Genomic DNA, 19,017 nt, shown 5'->3' with positions numbered 1-19,017 from the left:
TATACCCGTATATCAGCAAGCCACTCCGTCGGTATACGGTAATTGCGGAGGATGAATGCAACTAAAAAAAGTAATAAATTTTTTAAAGGTTTATTTGTTGATCACTTTTGGAGCTGCAATAACTGCACTTGCCATAAATATATTTCTGGTTCCGTATAAAATTGCCCCCGGAGGACTCAGCGGTCTGGCCACAGTTATTTATTATCTGAGCGGCGGCAGGTTTCCGGTGGGAACTACAATGCTGGTTATAAACATTCCGCTGTTTATAATGGGGTATAAATTTATAGGAAAGCATTTCTTTGTAAGAACCCTGTATGGAACTATTATACTGTCGGTAATTATTGATTTGACTGAGACCTATATGGGTGATCTGGCAAAAAAATTATTGGTTGGTGAAACAGGCAGGGCATCAACCCCAGATATTTTACTGTACAGTATTATCGGAGGGTTCCTGAGCGGTATCGGACTGGGCATTGTCCTGAAAATGGAGGCTACAACCGGCGGAACCGAATTGGCGGCAAAGCTGCTGAAGAAACCCATAAAGAATCTAACTATAGGGCAGATACTGTTAACCATAGATGCATTGATTATCATCTTTGCCATTATTGCCTTCAATAGTGTGCTTATAGGTCTGTACTCTCTTGTAAGCTTATATATCACAACAAAGATCATAGATGCAATGGTTGAAGGTGTTGATTACGCCCGTGCTGTTTTAATCATTTCGGAGCAGCAGGAGGAGATTGCAAAAAGGATCATCAGTGAAATGGACAGGGGGGTAACCGAACTCAAGGGCAGAGGAGTATACTCGGGTAAGGACAAGAATGTCCTTCTTTGTGTTTTATCCAGAAATGAGATCCTGCCTTTAAAGGAAATAGTCCATGAGCTGGACTCCAATGCCTTTATGATTCTGGCGGACGTCAGAGAAGTGTTGGGGGAGGGCTTTAACGGTGTGCCAAAGAAGTGATGCCGGCAATACATTTGAAGGCTCCAATAGTTACATTTATAAGACTCGCTTATGCGGGTCTTTTTTGTATATATCTGCATTTAATTGTACACTCGGATTCTCTCGATGTTAAGTAAACAGGGAGCATTATGTCAGGTTTGTCCTGATCAAAAAGTGACGAGGGATATTTTGGCAAATAATATTAATTAAAATATTTGTTTTAACCAATTGAAAAGGTGGCATTTATAATATGACATGTCTGACTATATAGAGCGGAAAGCGTTATATCTGGTTATATATAGAAATATTCCTGCTATTTACATATTATAAAAATCGGAGGATAAACAATGAAACTAAGAATTGGTGTAAAAATTTTTATTAGTTTTTCTATAGTTACGGTATTAATAATTTTGGTAAGTGTCATTGGCTTTTCTGGAATGAATTCGCTGAACAGATCATACGAAGAAATAGTTAATGTTAATCTCCCAGTTGAGACCCTTGTGAAGGAAGTGAGATCCATTAACCTGGAACAGGTAGCCGCGGCAAGAGGGTATATCATATACAAGGATGAACAGTATCCTACACTTTTCAGAGCGCTGTCAAAACAGCTGGAGGATGTATTTAAGAAGATTGAGGCAGATGCAGAAACTCCGGAGTCCCGGGAATATCTCAAGTCGTTGAAAAAGGCCGACGAAGAGTACAGTAAAGGGGTAGAAGTCATATTTAATTATGTCAGGGAAGGAAAGATTGAGGAAGCCGTTGCATATGGAGATAATATAAGGGGACAGGTAAATGAAATCAAGGAAATAACAAGTGTCTGGAGTGCTTATGTTAATAAAATGGACGCAGAAATATTAAAGCAGACCGACAAGGATATGAAGTCAAGGATATTACTCCTTATTATCATGATTGCGGCTGCCATAGTCGGTGCAATAGTAATAGGCATCAATCTGACCCGGATAATAGCGAGACCTGTAAAGGGACTTACTGAAATAGCCGGTAAAATTTCGGAAGGGGACCTGACACAAACCATACCTGAAACCGGCTCCGGGGATGAAATCAGTGAATTGGGCAAAGCGTTTTCTCTGATGGTAGTCAACCTCAGAGGCCTGATTGTAAATGTCAATGATGCATCGCAGGAGCTGGTGGCTTCAAGCGAGGAACTTGCAGCCTCCTCCGAAGAGGTTTCCAAGGTGTCGGAACAAATAGCAACAGCAGTATCGGAACTTGCAACAGGTGCATCTGAACAGGCCATTTTATCTGAAAAGGGCAATGCCGAGATTCTTGAGACAGTTGAGGGATTATCCCGGATAGCTGAAGATATGGCAGAGTCCAATAAAATGATGGAGCACACTAAAACAGTTGTCAATAACGGTGAGGCTCTGGTGAAATACCAGGAAGAAAAAGTGCTTGAAAATAATCAAACATCAGCGGAAGTGTCTGAGGCCATAACAGAATTATCCGGCAAGTCTGCCGAAATAGGAAAGATATTGGGGGTTATTCGGGGAATTGCGGATCAAACAAATTTATTGGCATTAAATGCAGCCATAGAAGCTGCAAGAGCAGGAGAAGCGGGAAAGAGTTTTTCGGTGGTTGCCGATGAAATCCGCAAACTTGCCGAACAGTCAAGTTCTTCGGTTAAGCAGATCGATTCCATTATAAAACAGGTACAAGCGAGTGTGGGTACGGCTGTAGCCAAAATGGATAAATCCAAGGCTGCCGTTGAAGAACAGACAGCTGCTCTGGAAAACACAGTCTCGGCCTTTAATGACATAGCCAGAGAAGTGGATACTATCAGCGGTAAGATCCTGCTTGTGGCTGAGGCATCTGAGGCCTTGAGCAAAAAGGCGGTCCTGGCCGGTGATGACATGACGGGAATAGCCAGTGTTGCCCAGCAGACTGCTGCCAGTACCCAGGAGGTTGCAGCATCGGCGGAGGAACAGTCCTCCACCGTACATCAGATTACCGATGCGGCCGAGGGATTGTCACAGCTGGCTGTGCAGCTCCAGGAAAGCATAAGCAGGTTCCATGTTTAATTTATATTTGTAATATTCCAGGACTGCCAACAGACCCATATGGTTTGTTGGCAGTTTTTTCCTTTAATAAAACCAGGTTTGATTAACATGTCGAATTATGTTATTTTATATCATATAAGAATGAATGAAAAAAAGAATACAGGGGGCTTGTGTGTGAGGTCAAAACGTTTTTTCAGTTTGCAGTATAAGGTCTTACTTTTTTCTTGTGCCATAATAATAATACCTGTAATCGTTTTAGGAATAATTTCCTTTATAAAATCCTCTCAGATACTTCAGGAAAAGGTCGCTCTGTCCAATATGAATACTGTAAAACAGATCGGCAACAACATTGAATTCATAGTAAAAAACATTGGAGATACCTCTTTGTATCTCATACAGAATGAGGATGTCCGGGATTTTTTGAAATTGCGGGGGACCGAACCCAAAGAAATAATTTCAAAAAAGAAGATAAAAATTGAAACCGATATGATGCAGCTGATGGCTTCAAAAACCTTTGTGGATTCAATTTACATCAAAGGTTTTAACAGCTTTGAACTCAATACCACGGGAGTCAGAAACATAATAGATGACGAGACCATTGAGAAGGCAGCAGGGCTCAGAGGCGGGACAATGTGGTATTTGAACAAGGTAATCAACTATAATGACAAATCTACAAATGTTTTTTCCATGATAAGAATAGTAAACGATATATCAAATGTTTCAAATAAACTGGCCATATTAAAAATTGATATGCAGGAAAATGCTTTTTATAACATATATAAAGATAAAATAATCGGAAAAAATGATGATTTCTTTATCATCAACGAGGCCGGAATCATAGTTTCTGCAACAAATCCCGGCAAGATCGGCCAAAAATTCAATTATAAGGATTACGGGGGCAGATCCTTTGACGCTTCCGAAGGCTATTTTGAATACCTATCCACGGGAAAAGACTGCCTGGTAACTTACTACACCATTGACAGCCTTGGGTGGAAGGTATTGAATATAGTGCCCACAAAAGAACTTCTGAAGGAAAACATGGCCACCCAGGGTGCAATTCTTGCAGCCATGCTTATAAGTTTTTCCATATGCCTTGTTTTAGCCATATTATTTTCAAAAAAGATACTGCGAAGAATCAAATTGCTTAACAAAATGATGGTGAAACTTGAACACGAGGACTTTGAGGTTTTCATAGAGCCCAAAGGCAATGATGAGGTTACTCTGTTAAGCAGGAGTTTTAATAAGATGGCAGCCAAGCTGAAGGAACTGATCCAAAAGGTCTATTCCGTTCAATTAAAGCAGAGAGAGGCGGAATTGAGAGCTTTGCAGGCCCAGATAAATCCCCATTTTCTGTATAATACACTGGATAATATATACTGGATGGGAAGAATGGAAAAGGCCTTTGAAACCTGTACCCTGGTAGAAGCCCTTTCAAAGCTGTTCAGACTGAGCTTGAACAGCGGCAATGAAATAACCACCGTCAGAAGTGAAATTGAACATGTTAAGAACTACATTGTTATTCAACAGGCAAGATATAGAAACATGATTAATTTTACACTGGATATTGATCCGGAAGTCCTGGACTGTGTCACGTTAAAGCTTGTCCTGCAGCCACTTATAGAAAATTCAATTGTCCACGGGATTGAGCAAAAGGGAGAAACCGGGCAGATAGACATAGTTATCAAGCATGAATATGAAAATCTCATATTTATTGTGAGTGATAATGGTTACGGTGTTGACCTTGATGAAATCAGGAAGCTTTTGAATGAGAGTTCATCAAATAATAAAGGTCTAGCAATTAAGAATGTTAATGACAGGATCAAACTCTATTTCGGTGAGAATTACGGACTTGAATTCTTTAACCGCAAAAGCGGGACAACTGTTATTGTAATCCAACCTTTTAGCAGGGGGAGTGTCGATAATGATTAAAATTATGATAGTAGATGATGAATATGTGATCAGGCAGGGTATTATAACCTCCATTGACTGGGAAGCCCTGGGTATGACTGTCGTGGGAGAGGCTGCCAACGGCAGGGAGGCATATGAGAAGGCCCTGGACCTGAAGCCTGATATTATCGTCACGGATGTAAAGATGCCTATAATGGATGGCCTGGAGTTAATAAAGCTGCTCAGGGAAACCCTGCCAAAGGTAAGGGTGGTCATCATCAGCGGATACGACGAATTTCAATATGCCAGGGAGGCTCTGCGGCTGGGGGTGGGGGAATACCTGCTCAAGCCCATCGGTGCCGAAGAGCTGATAAAGATAATGATAAAGCAATGTGACGATATAATGAAAGAGTCCAGTGAAATGGACAGGGAAACCAAAATAAAAAATATCTTTACCGAGAACCTGTATTATATGCAGGAAAAATTCATAACCTCTGTTGTAAAGGGCGAATACGGAGACTGGGCGAATTTTTCCGACAAGTCAAGAGAATTGAACCTGGATATATCGGGGAGAGACTATCAGGCCGTCATAATGGAGATTGACGATTACCTTCTGATGACCGAAAGCATGTCCTCTGTTGAAAAAAAACAGATCAGAAACAATGTAAAAAGCATTGCTGACAGGATATTGGGTCCGTCAACAAACAGTTCGTTTTTTTTCGGAAACAATGATTATCTGTTTTCAGTTATAAATGTAAAGGATTCAAACAGATACGACCTGAATAATTTGTACAGGGAAATCCAGTATGTGATAAATAAGAATCACGGTATTACCGTTACACTGGGACTCAGCAATATTTACAAGAGTGTGTGCGATATCCCCAAAGCCTTTGAGGAAGCACTTGACACTATCGGAAACAAGGCATTTAAAGGAAAAAATAAAATAATCAGTGCAAATGACGTAGATAAGCCCGGAGGAACCTCTCCTGTAATTTACCCGTCTTCTCTGGAGAAGGAGATAATTGGATATATCAAGACTGTGGATTCCGAAAAGCTGGATATGTCCCTGGACAGAATGTATTCAATCCTGTCAGGTGCAAAAGCGGATTACAGGGATATAAAAAATATTTGCCTGCGGTTGATAACTGTTGCCGAAAGTCAGCTGGAGGAGCTTGGTGTCGAATACGGGAATAAAAGCAGCAAGAAGTTTGAATACTACATGGAAATAGAAAAATACGATACGCTTGAAGATATAAAGATCTGGAACAAAAGTATTTTTCAATCCTTTATTGAAGAAATCCAGAAGAATAAAAACGACAAATTCAAGGGTATTGTCAGGGTGGCAATGCAATACACCAATGAACATTATTATGAGGATATAGGAGTTGAGCATATTGCAGCCATCACTTACGTGACTCCCAACTATTTCAGCCGGATATTCAAGAAGGAGACCGGCAGGAGTTTTACCGAATGGCTGAACACCATGAGACTTGATAAGGCGAAAGTGCTTTTAAAGGATCCGAGGCTGAAAGTATATGAGGTGGCTGAGAAAGTTGGCTACAATGATTATAAGATTTTTACCCATAATTTTAAAAAATATGTGGGCTGCACTCCCAAGGAATACCGGGAAAATATACTGCAATCAGCCCAAAACCATATGAATATGCCGAAATGATAATATTTCGGCTATTTTTAAAAAATGAAAATTTGCTCGCTTTACAGAACTAAACACTAAAACAATTAAGCGCAGCAAATTTTCTTGTTTTGCGGTATAAAATTCAACACAACACAAATTACGATATTTGTATAGATATAACTACTATTATTTTTATGTGGGAGACCATATAATTCAAATATGATCCGGGGCCCCAAAGTTCACCAAACATCTGAATTTACTGTTTGCGTATTCAACCTTTTATCAAAAAAATTCTGGGAGGAATATTTATGAAAAAAGCTTTAAAATGTTTAAGTTTACTCATGGCAGCTCTGATGGTATTTTCACTGGCCGCATGCGGCGCTTCAGCCGGAGGGGAAACAAATTCGTCTGACTCGGCAGCTTCGGGAGCTCAGCAAAGTACGGCCTCATCTGCCGGAAGCCAGGCACCTGTGACCTTGACTTTCACACATATGTTCCCTGCGGGAGATACTGAAGGTAATGCCATAGCTTTCCGTAAGTCCCTGGATAAATTTAAAAGCGAAAACCCCAATATCACAATAAACGAAGAACCTCTGAGCCATGACAACTATGAGACCAAGGTCAGAACCCTGGCTGCCGGAAATGAACTGCCGGACATATTCATCGTCAAGGGGTCAATGACCAGCATGTTTATAGAAAATAAATTAATAAATCCGGTTGATGATGTCATCAACCGTGATCCTGAGTGGAAAGAAGCCTTCCTGCAAGGTGCATTCGATGACTTTGTGGTAGATGGCAAGAGCTATGGAATACCATTCCAGATGCTGAACACCCACTTGATATATTATAACAAGAAATTGTTCAGCGATGCAGGGATTACAGCCTTCCCCTCAAACTGGAGTGAATTCACGGATGCCATAAATAAACTCAAAGCAAAGGGAATTATACCGATTTCTTTGGGAAATAAGGGTAACTGGGTGGCGGAGTCCTGCATATTGAGCACACTTGGAGACCGGTATACAGGCACCGATTGGTTTAAGAGCATAAAGGAGAAAAAGGGAGCCAAGTTCACTGATCCCGAATTTATAAGTGCACTTAAAGCATTGCAGGATCTTGCGAAAATGGATGCCTTCAACACAGATTTAAACAGTATTGACAACATGCAGCAGAAAACTGCCTATTACAACGGCAAAGCCGCTATGTTCATGGAAGGAAACTGGGCTATAAGCAATGTCATAAATGACGCTCCGAAAGATATTCTGGACAATACGGAATTAGCCCTGCTTCCGGCAGTGGATGGAGGAAAAGGTGATGCCATGGCCAACTCGGCAGGTGCTGCCTGGGCTTATAATGTAAATTCCGAGCTCAAAGGCGATAAACTTGCCGCTGCCTATAAAATATTAAAAGCGGTTACCGATGCAGATTATGCTACTGTTTCAGTTGAATCAAATGCGTTCCCAGCGAGCAATCCCAAGAATATTGACAAGAGCAAGCTGGCACCGCTTTCAATCAAGTATCTGGATCTGGCAGCCAAAATCAAGCCGGTTCCCATATATGACGCACAGCTTTCGGCCGACCTTATACAGGTTATGAATACCGGTCTGCAGGAATTGCTTATAGACGGTATTTCACCTGAGGACCTTGCTAAAAAGATTCAGGCCGAATATGAGAAATAAATAATTCGTAAACACAGGCTCTATTTATACGGGAGATAACCTGTATCAGGTTACTCTCCCGGTATTCTATCACTATTTGTTTGCGTGGACCTATACATGAATTGCACGCAGATGGGAGATTAATATGACAAGTAGAACTCTCAGACCTAAAAATCGCGTTATTGCGGCTTATTTAGCTCCCGGTTTGTTGATATATTGTTTTATAGTAATAATTCCGTTGTTTATATCATTGATTTACAGCTTTTACAATTACAGCGGTGGTGCCAGTATGAAATTCATAGGATTGACCAACTACCGGCATTTGATTAAGGATATGGATTTCTGGGGTTCCTTTAAAAACAATCTGATCATTATATTACTGTCAATGGTGGGGCAAATTGGTATAGCGCTTGTAATAACAGTATTTATGATGTCTAAACTCTTAAAACTTAAAGCAATACACAGAAATATAATTTTCCTTCCCGTGGTGGTATCGGCAATTGTCGTAGGCTTTCTCTGGACAATAATATATAACAAGGATTTCGGTTTGCTCAATTTCCTGTTGAAGTCGCTGGGGCTGGAATCACTTATTATTCCCTGGCTTGACAATCCCAAATATGTGATCATATCGGTGAGTATGCCCATTATCTGGCAATATATAGGTTTTTATCTGGTAATATTTCTTGCGGCTATTCAGAGTATCCCCAATGAAATATATGAAAGTGCCGATCTTGACGGTGCCGTAGGAATAAAAAGATCCATGTATATTACCATCCCGCTGATGTCGGATACCTTGAAAGTTGCGGTTATGCTATGTATTGCCGGCAATATGAAAATTTTTGACCACATATATGTGATGACGGGCGGAGGCCCCGGAACAAGCTCTATGGTAATGGCACAATACGCATATATCAACTCCTTTATAATGTTCAAACTGGGCTATGGAAGTGCTATTTCGGTGGGTATACTGGTACTGAGCCTTTCACTTATTCTCCTGAGCAGAAAACTTTGGGGAGGGAAAAACAATGAAGCTTAAAATATTAAAGATCGCCTCACAGACATTTATTAACCTGTTTATGGTCATATTCTCCATAACATGCCTGTTTCCGCTGATATGGATGTTTTACTCTTCACTGAAAACTCAAAAGGAATTTAGTCTGGATATAATATCTTTGCCGGGTATTCTGCACTTTGATAATTATATTGAAGCAATAAAAGTAGGAAAAATGCATATGTTTTTCGGGAACAGCCTTTTCAACAGCGTATTTTCAGTTGTGCTTATCATTATAATAGGATTCGTTATTGCATATTTCCTGTCAAGGTATAACTTTAAAATGAGAAACCTCATATATGTACTGTTCCTGTTTGGAATGCTTGTACCGGTACACAGCCTGCTCATACCTTTATTTATTCAGTTTAAAGTCCTGTGGCTGCTGGACAAACGGTTTACTTTAATATTGCCGTATGTGGCATTCGGACTGCCCATGGCCATATTCCTGTTTGAAAGCTTCATTAAGTCGGTGCCGGTGGAAATTGAGGAAGCTGCCTACCTTGACGGCAGCAATACAAGTACCATTATTTTTAAAATAGTTTTACCGGTATGCAGACCCGTACTGTCAACAATACTTATTCTGTCCTTTTTGAATTCATGGAATGAGTTCCCCTTTGCTCTGATCCTGCTTAGAAAGCAGAGCCTCAAGACCATTCCCATCGGATTGTCAAATTTTAATGGAGCATATTCGGTAAATTATCCCCAATTGATGGCGGCAATGGTAATAGCGGTACTTCCGGTCATTATAATATATTTGTTGGCTTCAAAAAGAATAATTGAAGGTATGACCGCAGGTTCGGTAAAAGGGTAACGTCATGGTAGGCCGGTTATGTGATGACTTGGTAAATAATCTGAATTTATATACAAGATGATACAATGTTATGTTAATAAATAAAAAGGAAGGTGCTTGAAATGGAGAGAGGCATTTATTTTGACGGCTGGTACAAGGACAATCACTGCTATCATCCCAGTTTGCCACTGAGAAGCATGCAGATGATCGAAGATCTGGAGAGGTATAACGGCACATTGCTGGTATGGTCGGCGCTGGGCGGAGGAGTGATATCACTGCCCTATCTGGAACATGAAGCCTTCGGAGAGGTTGACCCCAGACTGCGTTTTTATGGATATATGAATGATTCCGAGTTTATAGCCGAATGCAACAAGCGCGGCATAAAGGTTTTTGGAATAGTTTTTGAGGTTCAGGGCTGGGAATTTCCTGCAATATACAGCGACGACAAGAAATCCTTTAAGGAGCTCAATGTAATAAAGGACAATAAAGACCACGACTGGTATGGTCTGCGTGAATTTACCAAAGACCGGAACTATGAAGTTTTCGGAAAGAAATTCTCCGACTATTTCCCTGATGGATTATATAACAGTGACGGCAAAGAGGTTACAAACATCTGGGAGGAATGCTGTGCCAGGGATTTCAACGGGGTGCCCTGCCATGCGGAATGGGTTGAAGTAAAGAATCATGAACATATAGCCTATTCCATGTGCAGGAATAATCCTGTTTGGAGAGAATACCTGAAACAGATAATGAAAATTCAGATAGACGCCGGTGTTGCAGGAATACAGCTGGATGAATGCGAGCTTCCCATGACTTCCGTAAGGTATGGGGGTTGTTTCTGTAAAGATTGCATGAAACAGTTCAATGCATATCTAAAGGAATTGGAGGCAAAAGGCCGGCTGCCCGGGGAACTAAAGGGTGTTGATCTGAATACCTTCAACTACGGTGAATACCTGAAAGCCAGGAAGGTTGTCTATCCGGGCAATATTGAAGAGCTGCCTCTTTTTAAATTCTACTGGGAATTCCAGCTTGGTGCAATAAAGAAATACTTTAAGGAACTGGCCGACTATGCAAAGGGATATGGCAGGCAGCAGGGAAGAGAGGTACTAGTTTCAGGTAATTTCTTTGATATAATGCCGTGCTATTACCCCATGGAACCCAGTGCCGACGTTATAATAACCGAAATGAAGCAGAGCATATTAAAACAGGCACACTGGTACAGGTACGTGGCCGGCTTTGCAGGGGACAAACCTGTAATTGTCGCAGAAAATCCCTACGGCAGTGCCGTATATGAACTGGTGGACCTGTTGAATGCCGGAAAGGGATATGATCTTTACAGACTCCTGCTCATAGAAGCTTCTGCATACGGGTGCAATATGTCGGTGCCGTACGGTGCCTGGATGGGAAATACCGTAAAGGATGCTTTTTGGCCTCCGCGCAATGTAACTGTGGAAGTACAGGATTTTCTGCTGAACAATGAAAGACTGTATTCAAAAAAATCCGGTGCAAATGTGCTGGTGTTGTACAGCTTCCCCAGCAATTACTGGAACGAAGCTATTGCAGGGTATTCAAGCAGCGTACTGGACGGTGAGGAGGAGGGAACTCTCTCCTACAGCGTAATAGATCCCGATGATCCCAACGGCGTGAGAATGCCGTTCTGGGAGGTGGTGAGACAATTATCTCAAAACCAGATTTCATATGATGTTAAGTTTATGGCCGACGGCGACTTGAGGGAGGACTCCTTTGGTATGGAGGACATCCGGAATTATGAGTTGGTAGTACTTCCTGCATGCAGCACTCTTACCGCAAATCAGGCCGAAACAATTGATAAATATGCTGCCGGCGGCGGAAAGGTATTGATTTTCGGAGCTGCCGCCGAAAATGTAGGCGGCTGGCTTGAGAAAATGAAAGAGTATAAAAATGTTGTATACTGCTTCAATGACAGCTATAAACCAAAAGCACTCAAGGAATTTAACAGAGCTTTTGAAGCAGTGTATGGGGATATCCGGAGAATCAGGACGGACAACACTTCGGTAGGATTGCAAACCCATGCGCTGGAAAACGGATTGGCTATACATCTTGTAAATTACGGCTACTCCAGGGAGCTGGATGCGGTAGAGCCGGTAGAGGAGCTCAATATAAAAGTATGCGTGAAGGAACAGGAATTTGGTGATATAATAGTCCATACACTACAAGGCCGGAAACTGAGATATGAAACCGGTATGGAGGGAGATGTCATGAACATCAAGATCCACCAGTTACCGCTTTATGCCGTTGTTGAACTGATTAATAAATAAACAGCGTTGATGGGAAAGGAGTGATATTCTTGATCAGCAAGCAGGAATATGACAGTGCAGTTAAAAGGGCTTTATCCTATTTTGAGGAAGCGTCCATAATTCTTACCGATGCAGAAAAGAATAAAATCGAAGTTGCCGATTTCGGACTGAATGATCTCAAACAAACAGGGCTTCAGCTTATAACCTATGTTAATACCGAAAGAGTATGTTCAAAAGAAATGGTGCTTTTCCCCAATCAGACCTGTCCTGAACACAGGCATCCTGACAGAAGCGGAGTTCCCGGGAAGGAAGAAACCTTCCGCTGCCGGTATGGCAAGGTATATTTATATGTGGAGGGTGAAAAAACAGGAACCCCGCATTGCAAACCTCCAAAGGGCAGTGAGGAATACTACACCGTATGGAAAGAGGTGGAGCTGAAGCCGGGAGAGCAATATACCCTGTATCCCAATACTCTCCATTGGTTCCAGGCCGGTGATGAGGGAGCGGTCATTTCTGAATTTTCTACAAATTCGGATGATTTTTCGGATATATTTACTGATGAAAGAATCAAGAGAATTCCTCAACTGGAACAGGGTTGACCGTCCTAGCCAGTTAATTTGAATAAGCGCATAAAAATGGGCCGGACACCGGCGGACATTCTTGAAATGTACCGCCGGTGTCCGGCCCATTTTGCAGATTATTACGGATTAATTCGATCAGTTCAAACCCAGCTCCCTGCGTTTCTTTTCAATATGGTCTACATATATCTGAATTGTTTTTTCTGCATCCAGTTCTACTACAACCTTTCCAAGTCCCAGTGTCTCTGTTGTCTCGGTAAGGGTTTTTACCACAACATCACTTCCCGTTATGGAAGGCACGGGTGCCACGTGGACCAGCCAGCCCAGTGCGACTGCCGTACAGGCGTCGGCAACGGCTTTTTGCTCAAGATATTCCGGTGCACCGATTACAAGAGGCAGCAGGTTTGTGTCAACATTAAGGGCATCAGCCAGTTCCTTGGCAGTATGGGTCATTTTGCCGATATCTACACAGGCGCCATAGGTGAGTACAGGCGGGATGCCCAGCTGTTTACAGACCGCTTTCAGGCCATCGCCGCATTCGTCTGCAGCGGAGGGATTGGTAAGGCCGGTATATTCCATGACGGAAGAGGTGCAGCCGCCTGAAAGCACAAGGATGTTATTTTCGATAAGTCCTTTTGTGATTCTGAAAATGTTGCTGCCCCCCTGTCCGTAACGTGCGGTGGTACATCCCACTATGGTGGCTATACCTCTGATGTTGCCGTTGGCTATCTGCTCTATAAGGGGGTCAAAGCTTCCGCCAAGGGCATTTCTGACCGACTCGGTGCTGAAACCCACCATACAGTCGGAGGTGTGGGGCGGAATATAAGTTTTACGGTTTTCGGACTTTCTTTGTTTAAAAGCATCTATGGCCATTTCAAGAGCTTTTTCGGCCTGCTCCTTCATCTTTTCAGGCACAAAATCAAGAGCTTCGGTGCCCTGGAGACGGATGACGGGATGTGTGCTGAGGAGCTTGGTTCCGAAACGCTTTGCGTACAGAGGCATGGTGGGGACGGTACAGTTGTAGTCAAACATGAACATGTCCACAACGCCTGTTGCAAGCAGGTATTCCTGCGAAAGCCATTCACCCTCCTGACCGCCGTAGCCCTTCTGGTTGTGGGTGCCGTCATAATTGATGAGCTGCTGACCTTCGCAAACATGCCCCAGAATCTGTATCCCGGCGGCTCCGGCGGCTTTGGCCTTCTGCTGCCATTCGTCGGTGGAGGCCAGATCAATGGCGACATGTGCCAGCAAAGGCATATGCCCGTTGGTAACCACATTGATCATTCCTTCCTTCAGCAGGCCCATATTCTGTTTTTTCACGGCAATTTCCTGAGTGCCCATCAGGATTTCCTGGATTATATCCAGGAGGAAGAGGCCCTGATATTCATTTGCAACTCCAAGTCTGACACTGTTGAGCAGGAATTCTACCGGATCGGAGGTGAAGTTGGTCATGCAGCGAGTCTGGGCATATGCCACTTCACTGTAGCCGCCGCCCGGGAAGAGGCCCAGCTGCTTCCACAGTTCCTTGCGTTTTGCGGGCGCGAAGGCTTCAACTGTTTTTGAAGGTATGTGGAAGGGTGAATGTATGTCGTCAATGACCCATTGGGCAAAATCTACTGCAAGCTTTTCCAGGGGTACATTTATGTTCAGGCCTGCCATGTCGGCATATTTTTTCAACTTTTCAGGATCTCTGAGTCTGAGTCCGCTCTCTGGGTGCTCACCGGCCGCCTTCAAGGTCCTGGCGGCCTGATGGCAGTGGAATATATTGGCGGAGGTTCCGATGGTGACATGACGGTATACAAAATTTCTTGAAACCATGGTGTGTGCGTCCACGCCGCAGGTTCCCCTCGGAACCTTGTCGTTTATGCGGCAGGGCCCGTTGGCACAAAGCTGGCAGGACAGGCCCTCAATACAGAATTTACACTGGATGGGCTGCTGCTGGCTGAACCTGTCGAAAACATTTGTCATTCCTGCATCGTGAACTACCTGATACATCTCTCTCATTGCAGGGTCGATTATAACATTCAGGGGATATCCTTCCTTTGACTGATCATTCTTTTGGATATGTTTTCTCTGCCAAGTGTGAACGTCCTCCATGGCCGGAGACTTTTGAATCTTGTCGTAATCCACCTGTATGCGCTTATGAATATGGGTGTGGGTATTGGGATCGTTTGAGTGCTCATCTGTAAGCTTTGTTCCGAAGGTGGTATTATCTCCGCGCATGGTACCTGCGCTGCGCTGATAGGATTTTTCTATATCTTTGTCGGACATAATGCATACTCCTCCTAAAATATTATTTATTCTATATTTTTACTCTTTTAGCCGATTATATTCTGCGACATTTATGAAGTCAGAGATACTAAAATCAATACTAATTTTTTACCCTATAAAAAATTAGTAAATTATGTTTATTACTGTTTTATTTTGTATATAAAAGGGAATAAAATAATTAATCAAAACCACTTGCATAAGTTCTTGTATTCTATATAATAATTAAATAAATCCAGCGGGAGGGAGTGCTATTTTCTTGGATGTAAAAAAGAGTTTTGGTATAGGGCTTAAACTTTTGATATTTACTTTTTTGACACTTTTTATTCTTCCCGGATTCAGTACATATGCAAATAATCTAAATAAAAAAAATATACTGATCATAAATTCATATTCGGAAGGCTTATCCTGGACCAAGAATGAGAGCGGCGGAATTTTGGACACACTTGAGGAAGCCGGCGAAATGTTTGATATATCCGTAGAATATATGGATTGGAAGACCTATCCCTCAGGGGAGAATCTGAAATATCTGCATAATTATATGAAGTATAAATATTATCAAAAGAAAATTGACGTGATTATTTCCACTGATGATGCCGCTCTTAAATTTGCACTGGATAACAGGGAGGAGCTGTTTGACAGTGCACCGGTTGTTTTCTGCGGTGTAAACCCCGAAGGAGTTAAAGCCCTGACTGCCGGAAAGGGAAACATAACGGGAGTGACAGAGAAAGTGGATGCCGAGGGTACGATCAAAGCGGCTCTGGGAATCAACCCTGAATTAAAGGAGATTTACGTGGTTTTCGATAATTCTGAAAGCGGTATTTCAACCTGGGAATTGATAAACAAAGCAGCCGCTGAAGTTTGTCCATATATAAGACTGGTGCCGTTAAACTCCGGGAATTACACGGCCATACTCAACAGGGCCGGAGATGCAGGCAAGGATGGAATAATACTTATGACCACCTATTACAGCGATACCGACGGCAATACCGTGGGCTTTGAAAAATTTACCGAAATGGTATGCCAGGTCAGTAAAGTTCCGGTATATCATCTCTATGAATTCGGACTGGGGCACGGTGTTGCGGGCGGAAGCATGCTCAGCGGACGGGTTCAGGGGGAGCTCGCCGGAAAGATGGCCTTGAGGGTGCTGAACGGGGAGAATATTTCTGATATTCCGGTGTATATGGGCAAAACAACTCATTTCATGTTTGATTATAAGGTGCTTGATTCGTTTAATATCAGAACAAGCCTTGTTCCGGGTGAAAGTATAATAATTAACAGCCCCTATTCGGTATTCCGTGAAAATAAAAATTTTTTTATATCAGCCTCAATAATAATAGTTTTGCTGAGCGGTTTTATTATAATCCTGCTGTTTTACCTCAGCAGGATCAATAAAATAAAGCGGGAGCTGGCTGACAGCAATTCGGAATTATCGCAGCTGTATGAGGAGTTGACAGCCTCTGACGAAGAACTCAGGATACAGTATGATGAACTGACTGAAATGCAGAAAAACCTGGTACAGAGTGAAACACGCTACAGGCAGTTATATGAAAAGATGCTCAATGGCTACGTTGTATTTGAGCCTGTTCTGGACCGGGAGAATAAAATTCAGGATATAAGATTCATTGAGTATAACCAGAGTTATTTGCTGCAAATGAAAACCAGTGTTTCTATTGGTTTGGGTCAGACCTGGACTGAGGTTTTCGGAACTGTAAACCGCAATCAGCCAATATACCTGAGAGTCTTGCTGACCGGGGAGACAGAACAGTTTGAGGCCCATGATGCAAAAAATAATCAATTCTTTCTTGTCAATGCTTTTAAATTGAACGAGAACCAGATAGGAGTGGTGTTTGAGAACATAACCAATTATAAATCGGCAATAAGGGAAATCCGCAAATTGAATGAGGAGTTGGAAGAGAGAGTCCAGGAGAGAACACAGGAGCTTCAGTCGGCTGTTTCACAGCTGGAGTCTTTTACCTATACCGTGTCCCATGACCTGAAGTCACCTCTGAGAGCTGTGGACAGCTACATCAGAATCATTATGGAGGATTACGGAAGGACGATAAACAGGGATGCAGCCGGAATGCTCACAAGTGTAAGGAATATATCAAAAGAAATGATGGAGATGATAAATAAATTACTCCTGTATACAATTGCCTCAAGATCGGAACTGAATTTCGAAGAGGTCAACTCGGAAGATTTATTCCTGGCCTGTTTTGATGAAATGAAAGCAGCATACCCCGACAGGGATATAGACCTGATCATTGAAACCGGACTTCCCAATGTAACGGCCGACAGAATCCTTTTGAAGCAGGTAATAAATAATATATTGTCAAATGCCTTCAAATTTACGAAAGGACGTGAAAAGGCACAAATCAGAATAGGCTCTGCGCTGACTGAGAAAGAGTATACATTTTATGCAAGGGATAATGGAATTGGTTTTGATATGAGTTATTCAGGCAAGCTCTATGGCATTTTTCAAAGACTTCACACCAGTGATGAATTTGAGGGCTCGGGGATCGGTCTGGTCACTATAAAGAAAATAATTGAAAAACATGGAGGAAGAACCTGGATAGAGGGAACACAGGGAGTTGGGGCAACAATTTATTTTACCATTCCTTATATTGAAAAAAATGCTTGAAAATATGGCGGCATACAATGTACTTGCCAAGGAGGTAGGATATTTGCTAAAGGTTATGCTTGTGGATGATATGGATGTGGTGAGGCTGGAATTAAAACGGATGCATGTTTGGGGTGAAAAATCAGGGTTTATTGTTGTTGATGAAGCAAAAAATGGTGAAGAGGCCCTTGAAAAGCTTCAAAGAAACAAAGCAGATCTGGTGATTACAGATATAAAAATGCCAAAAATAGACGGAATGGAATTGTTAAGTAAAATTGTTGCGCAAAATCTATGCCCCTGTGTTGTCCTGCTGAGCGATTTCAGTGAATTCAGCTATGCCAGACAGGGTTTGATCCTGGGGGCATTTGATTTTTTGGCAAAACCGGCCAATGCCGAAGAGCTGGAAAAATTACTTGAAAGAGCTCATGAACATATAGTCAGTAAGCAGCGTGAGACAGAGCGGGTTAAAAAACTTGAAGAGGTATTCAAAGAGAAAACCGAAGAATTTTTCCACGAGGCCGACATAGATGAAATCGCCGAACTGATTCAAAGCAGGGACAGCAAGGCGGCTGAAAAGATAAGACATATTATGGAAAGAATCGGGGCGGGTCTGGACTATGACACAATGAAGGTCGAGGGTGTGATGAAAAAAGGTGTTCCCCAGGTAATTGAAGCAATTCTCGATACGAATGGCTGGTTTGAAAAATATATTGACTTAGCAGAACTGGGCATTGTTAACATACACCGGTTTGATGATTTTGATGAAATACTGGATTTTATAATTAAGGATGTCGGCAGGATTATTGCTGTTTTTAACACTTTGCAATTGGGGTATCCGGAAAAGGGAATTGTCTGGGAAGTCTGCAACTATGTACTCCGGAATATTGACAATGGGCTTTCCCTGCAAACCGTCTCTGAAAATCTATACGTGAACAGAACCTATATAAGTGAGGTATTCAGGCAGAAGACAGGACTGTCCTTCATTGAATACCTCACCAGGGTTAAAATTGAAAGAGGAAAGCAGCTGATGGGCAAGGGGTTAAAGTCCTATGAGGCAGCCGAGACACTGGGTTTTAAAGATGCTGAGTATTTTGGAAAGTTATTTAAAAAGCATACCGGCAAATCTTTATCTGAATTTCGTCACAAAAAGTAAAAATTCTACAAAAACCGAAAAAATTCGGGGTAAATTCTAACATATTTCTGTTCTGGTTCAAAGGATAAACTTGTATTATTGGAATATAAATACAGGTTTATCCTTATTTGTTTTTCAAGGATAATAGTGGTTTGCAATATCTTAA

12 protein-coding genes are annotated in these 19,017 nt (G+C 42.1%); 11 read left to right on the top strand and 1 reads right to left on the bottom strand.

The annotated features are described in order from the left end of the window. Positions 1–55: 55 nt before the first annotated feature. The 9 genes from CTER_RS17305 to CTER_RS17265 all read left to right on the top strand — a co-directional run bounded on the left by CTER_RS17305 (position 56) and on the right by CTER_RS17265 (position 12,852). Positions 56–964 (top strand): YitT family protein, encoded by a 909-nt coding sequence (locus CTER_RS17305; RefSeq protein ID WP_004627562.1) that lies wholly within the window; start codon positions 56–58, stop codon positions 962–964. Positions 965–1,290: 326 nt separating this feature from the next. Continuing rightward, the gene (locus tag CTER_RS17300; protein ID WP_004627633.1) at positions 1,291–2,979 is read left to right on the top strand and encodes a methyl-accepting chemotaxis protein; all 1,689 of its coding nucleotides are present in this window, start codon (positions 1,291–1,293) and stop codon (positions 2,977–2,979) included. A 153-nt stretch (positions 2,980–3,132) separates the two neighbouring features. Continuing rightward, complete coding sequence (locus CTER_RS17295; protein ID WP_117387248.1) at positions 3,133–4,887, top strand: sensor histidine kinase; 1,755 nt, start codon at positions 3,133–3,135, stop codon at positions 4,885–4,887. Next, positions 4,880–6,520, top strand: coding sequence for a response regulator (locus CTER_RS17290; protein ID WP_004627608.1), 1,641 nt, complete (start codon positions 4,880–4,882; stop codon positions 6,518–6,520). Before CTER_RS17295 ends, CTER_RS17290 begins: the two co-directional genes overlap by 8 nt. Before the next feature lie 269 nt (positions 6,521–6,789). Beyond that, entirely contained in the window at positions 6,790–8,157 is a 1,368-nt protein-coding gene (locus tag CTER_RS17285; RefSeq protein WP_004627680.1) for an extracellular solute-binding protein, read from the top strand. A gap of 124 nt (positions 8,158–8,281) precedes the next feature. Next, complete coding sequence (locus CTER_RS17280; RefSeq protein ID WP_004627727.1) at positions 8,282–9,172, top strand: carbohydrate ABC transporter permease; 891 nt, start codon at positions 8,282–8,284, stop codon at positions 9,170–9,172. Continuing rightward, positions 9,162–9,998: a carbohydrate ABC transporter permease gene (locus CTER_RS17275; protein ID WP_004627652.1), complete on the top strand. Its 837-nt coding sequence runs from the start codon at positions 9,162–9,164 to the stop codon at positions 9,996–9,998. Before CTER_RS17280 ends, CTER_RS17275 begins: the two co-directional genes overlap by 11 nt. A gap of 101 nt (positions 9,999–10,099) precedes the next feature. Beyond that, positions 10,100–12,274, top strand: coding sequence for a type 1 glutamine amidotransferase family protein (locus CTER_RS17270; protein WP_004627578.1), 2,175 nt, complete (start codon positions 10,100–10,102; stop codon positions 12,272–12,274). A 29-nt stretch (positions 12,275–12,303) separates the two neighbouring features. After that, positions 12,304–12,852, top strand: coding sequence for a D-lyxose/D-mannose family sugar isomerase (locus CTER_RS17265; RefSeq protein ID WP_004627695.1), 549 nt, complete (start codon positions 12,304–12,306; stop codon positions 12,850–12,852). 117 nt (positions 12,853–12,969) lie between these two features. Here CTER_RS17265 and cooS read toward each other — a convergent pair whose 3' ends face one another. Further along, positions 12,970–15,102: an anaerobic carbon-monoxide dehydrogenase catalytic subunit gene (cooS, locus tag CTER_RS17260; RefSeq protein ID WP_004627750.1), complete on the bottom strand. Its 2,133-nt coding sequence runs from the start codon at positions 15,100–15,102 to the stop codon at positions 12,970–12,972. Between the two features lie 256 nt (positions 15,103–15,358). Here cooS and CTER_RS27085 point away from each other — a divergent pair, with 256 nt between their 5' ends. Continuing rightward, positions 15,359–17,740 (top strand): ABC transporter substrate binding protein, encoded by a 2,382-nt coding sequence (locus tag CTER_RS27085; RefSeq protein ID WP_004627547.1) that lies wholly within the window; start codon positions 15,359–15,361, stop codon positions 17,738–17,740. 43 nt (positions 17,741–17,783) lie between these two features. After that, a complete protein-coding gene (locus tag CTER_RS17245) occupies positions 17,784–18,872 on the top strand; it encodes a response regulator transcription factor (RefSeq protein ID WP_004627522.1) in 1,089 nt (362 codons plus the stop codon). Positions 18,873–19,017: the final 145 nt, after the last annotated feature.

The sequence above is a fragment of the Ruminiclostridium cellobioparum subsp. termitidis CT1112 genome, from assembly GCF_000350485.1.
GTDB classification, from domain to species: Bacteria; Bacillota; Clostridia; order Acetivibrionales; family DSM-1351; genus Ruminiclostridium; species Ruminiclostridium termitidis.
The sequence above is the reverse complement of the archived record's forward strand: the minus strand, read 5'-3'. Positions and strand labels throughout refer to the sequence as shown.

Excerpts from the sequence above, each read along its gene's own strand:
- CTER_RS17305 (WP_004627562.1), top strand. The coding sequence starts at position 56 with ATGCAACTAAAAAAAGTAATAAATTTTTTAAAGGTTTATTTGTTGATC.
- CTER_RS17300 (WP_004627633.1), top strand. The coding sequence starts at position 1,291 with ATGAAACTAAGAATTGGTGTAAAAATTTTTATTAGTTTTTCTATAGTT.
- CTER_RS17290 (WP_004627608.1), top strand. The coding sequence starts at position 4,880 with ATGATTAAAATTATGATAGTAGATGATGAATATGTGATCAGGCAGGGT.
- CTER_RS17285 (WP_004627680.1), top strand. The coding sequence starts at position 6,790 with ATGAAAAAAGCTTTAAAATGTTTAAGTTTACTCATGGCAGCTCTGATG.
- CTER_RS17280 (WP_004627727.1), top strand. The coding sequence starts at position 8,282 with ATGACAAGTAGAACTCTCAGACCTAAAAATCGCGTTATTGCGGCTTAT.
- CTER_RS17275 (WP_004627652.1), top strand. The coding sequence starts at position 9,162 with ATGAAGCTTAAAATATTAAAGATCGCCTCACAGACATTTATTAACCTG.
- CTER_RS17270 (WP_004627578.1), top strand. The coding sequence starts at position 10,100 with ATGGAGAGAGGCATTTATTTTGACGGCTGGTACAAGGACAATCACTGC.
- cooS (WP_004627750.1), bottom strand. The coding sequence starts at position 15,102 with ATGTCCGACAAAGATATAGAAAAATCCTATCAGCGCAGCGCAGGTACC.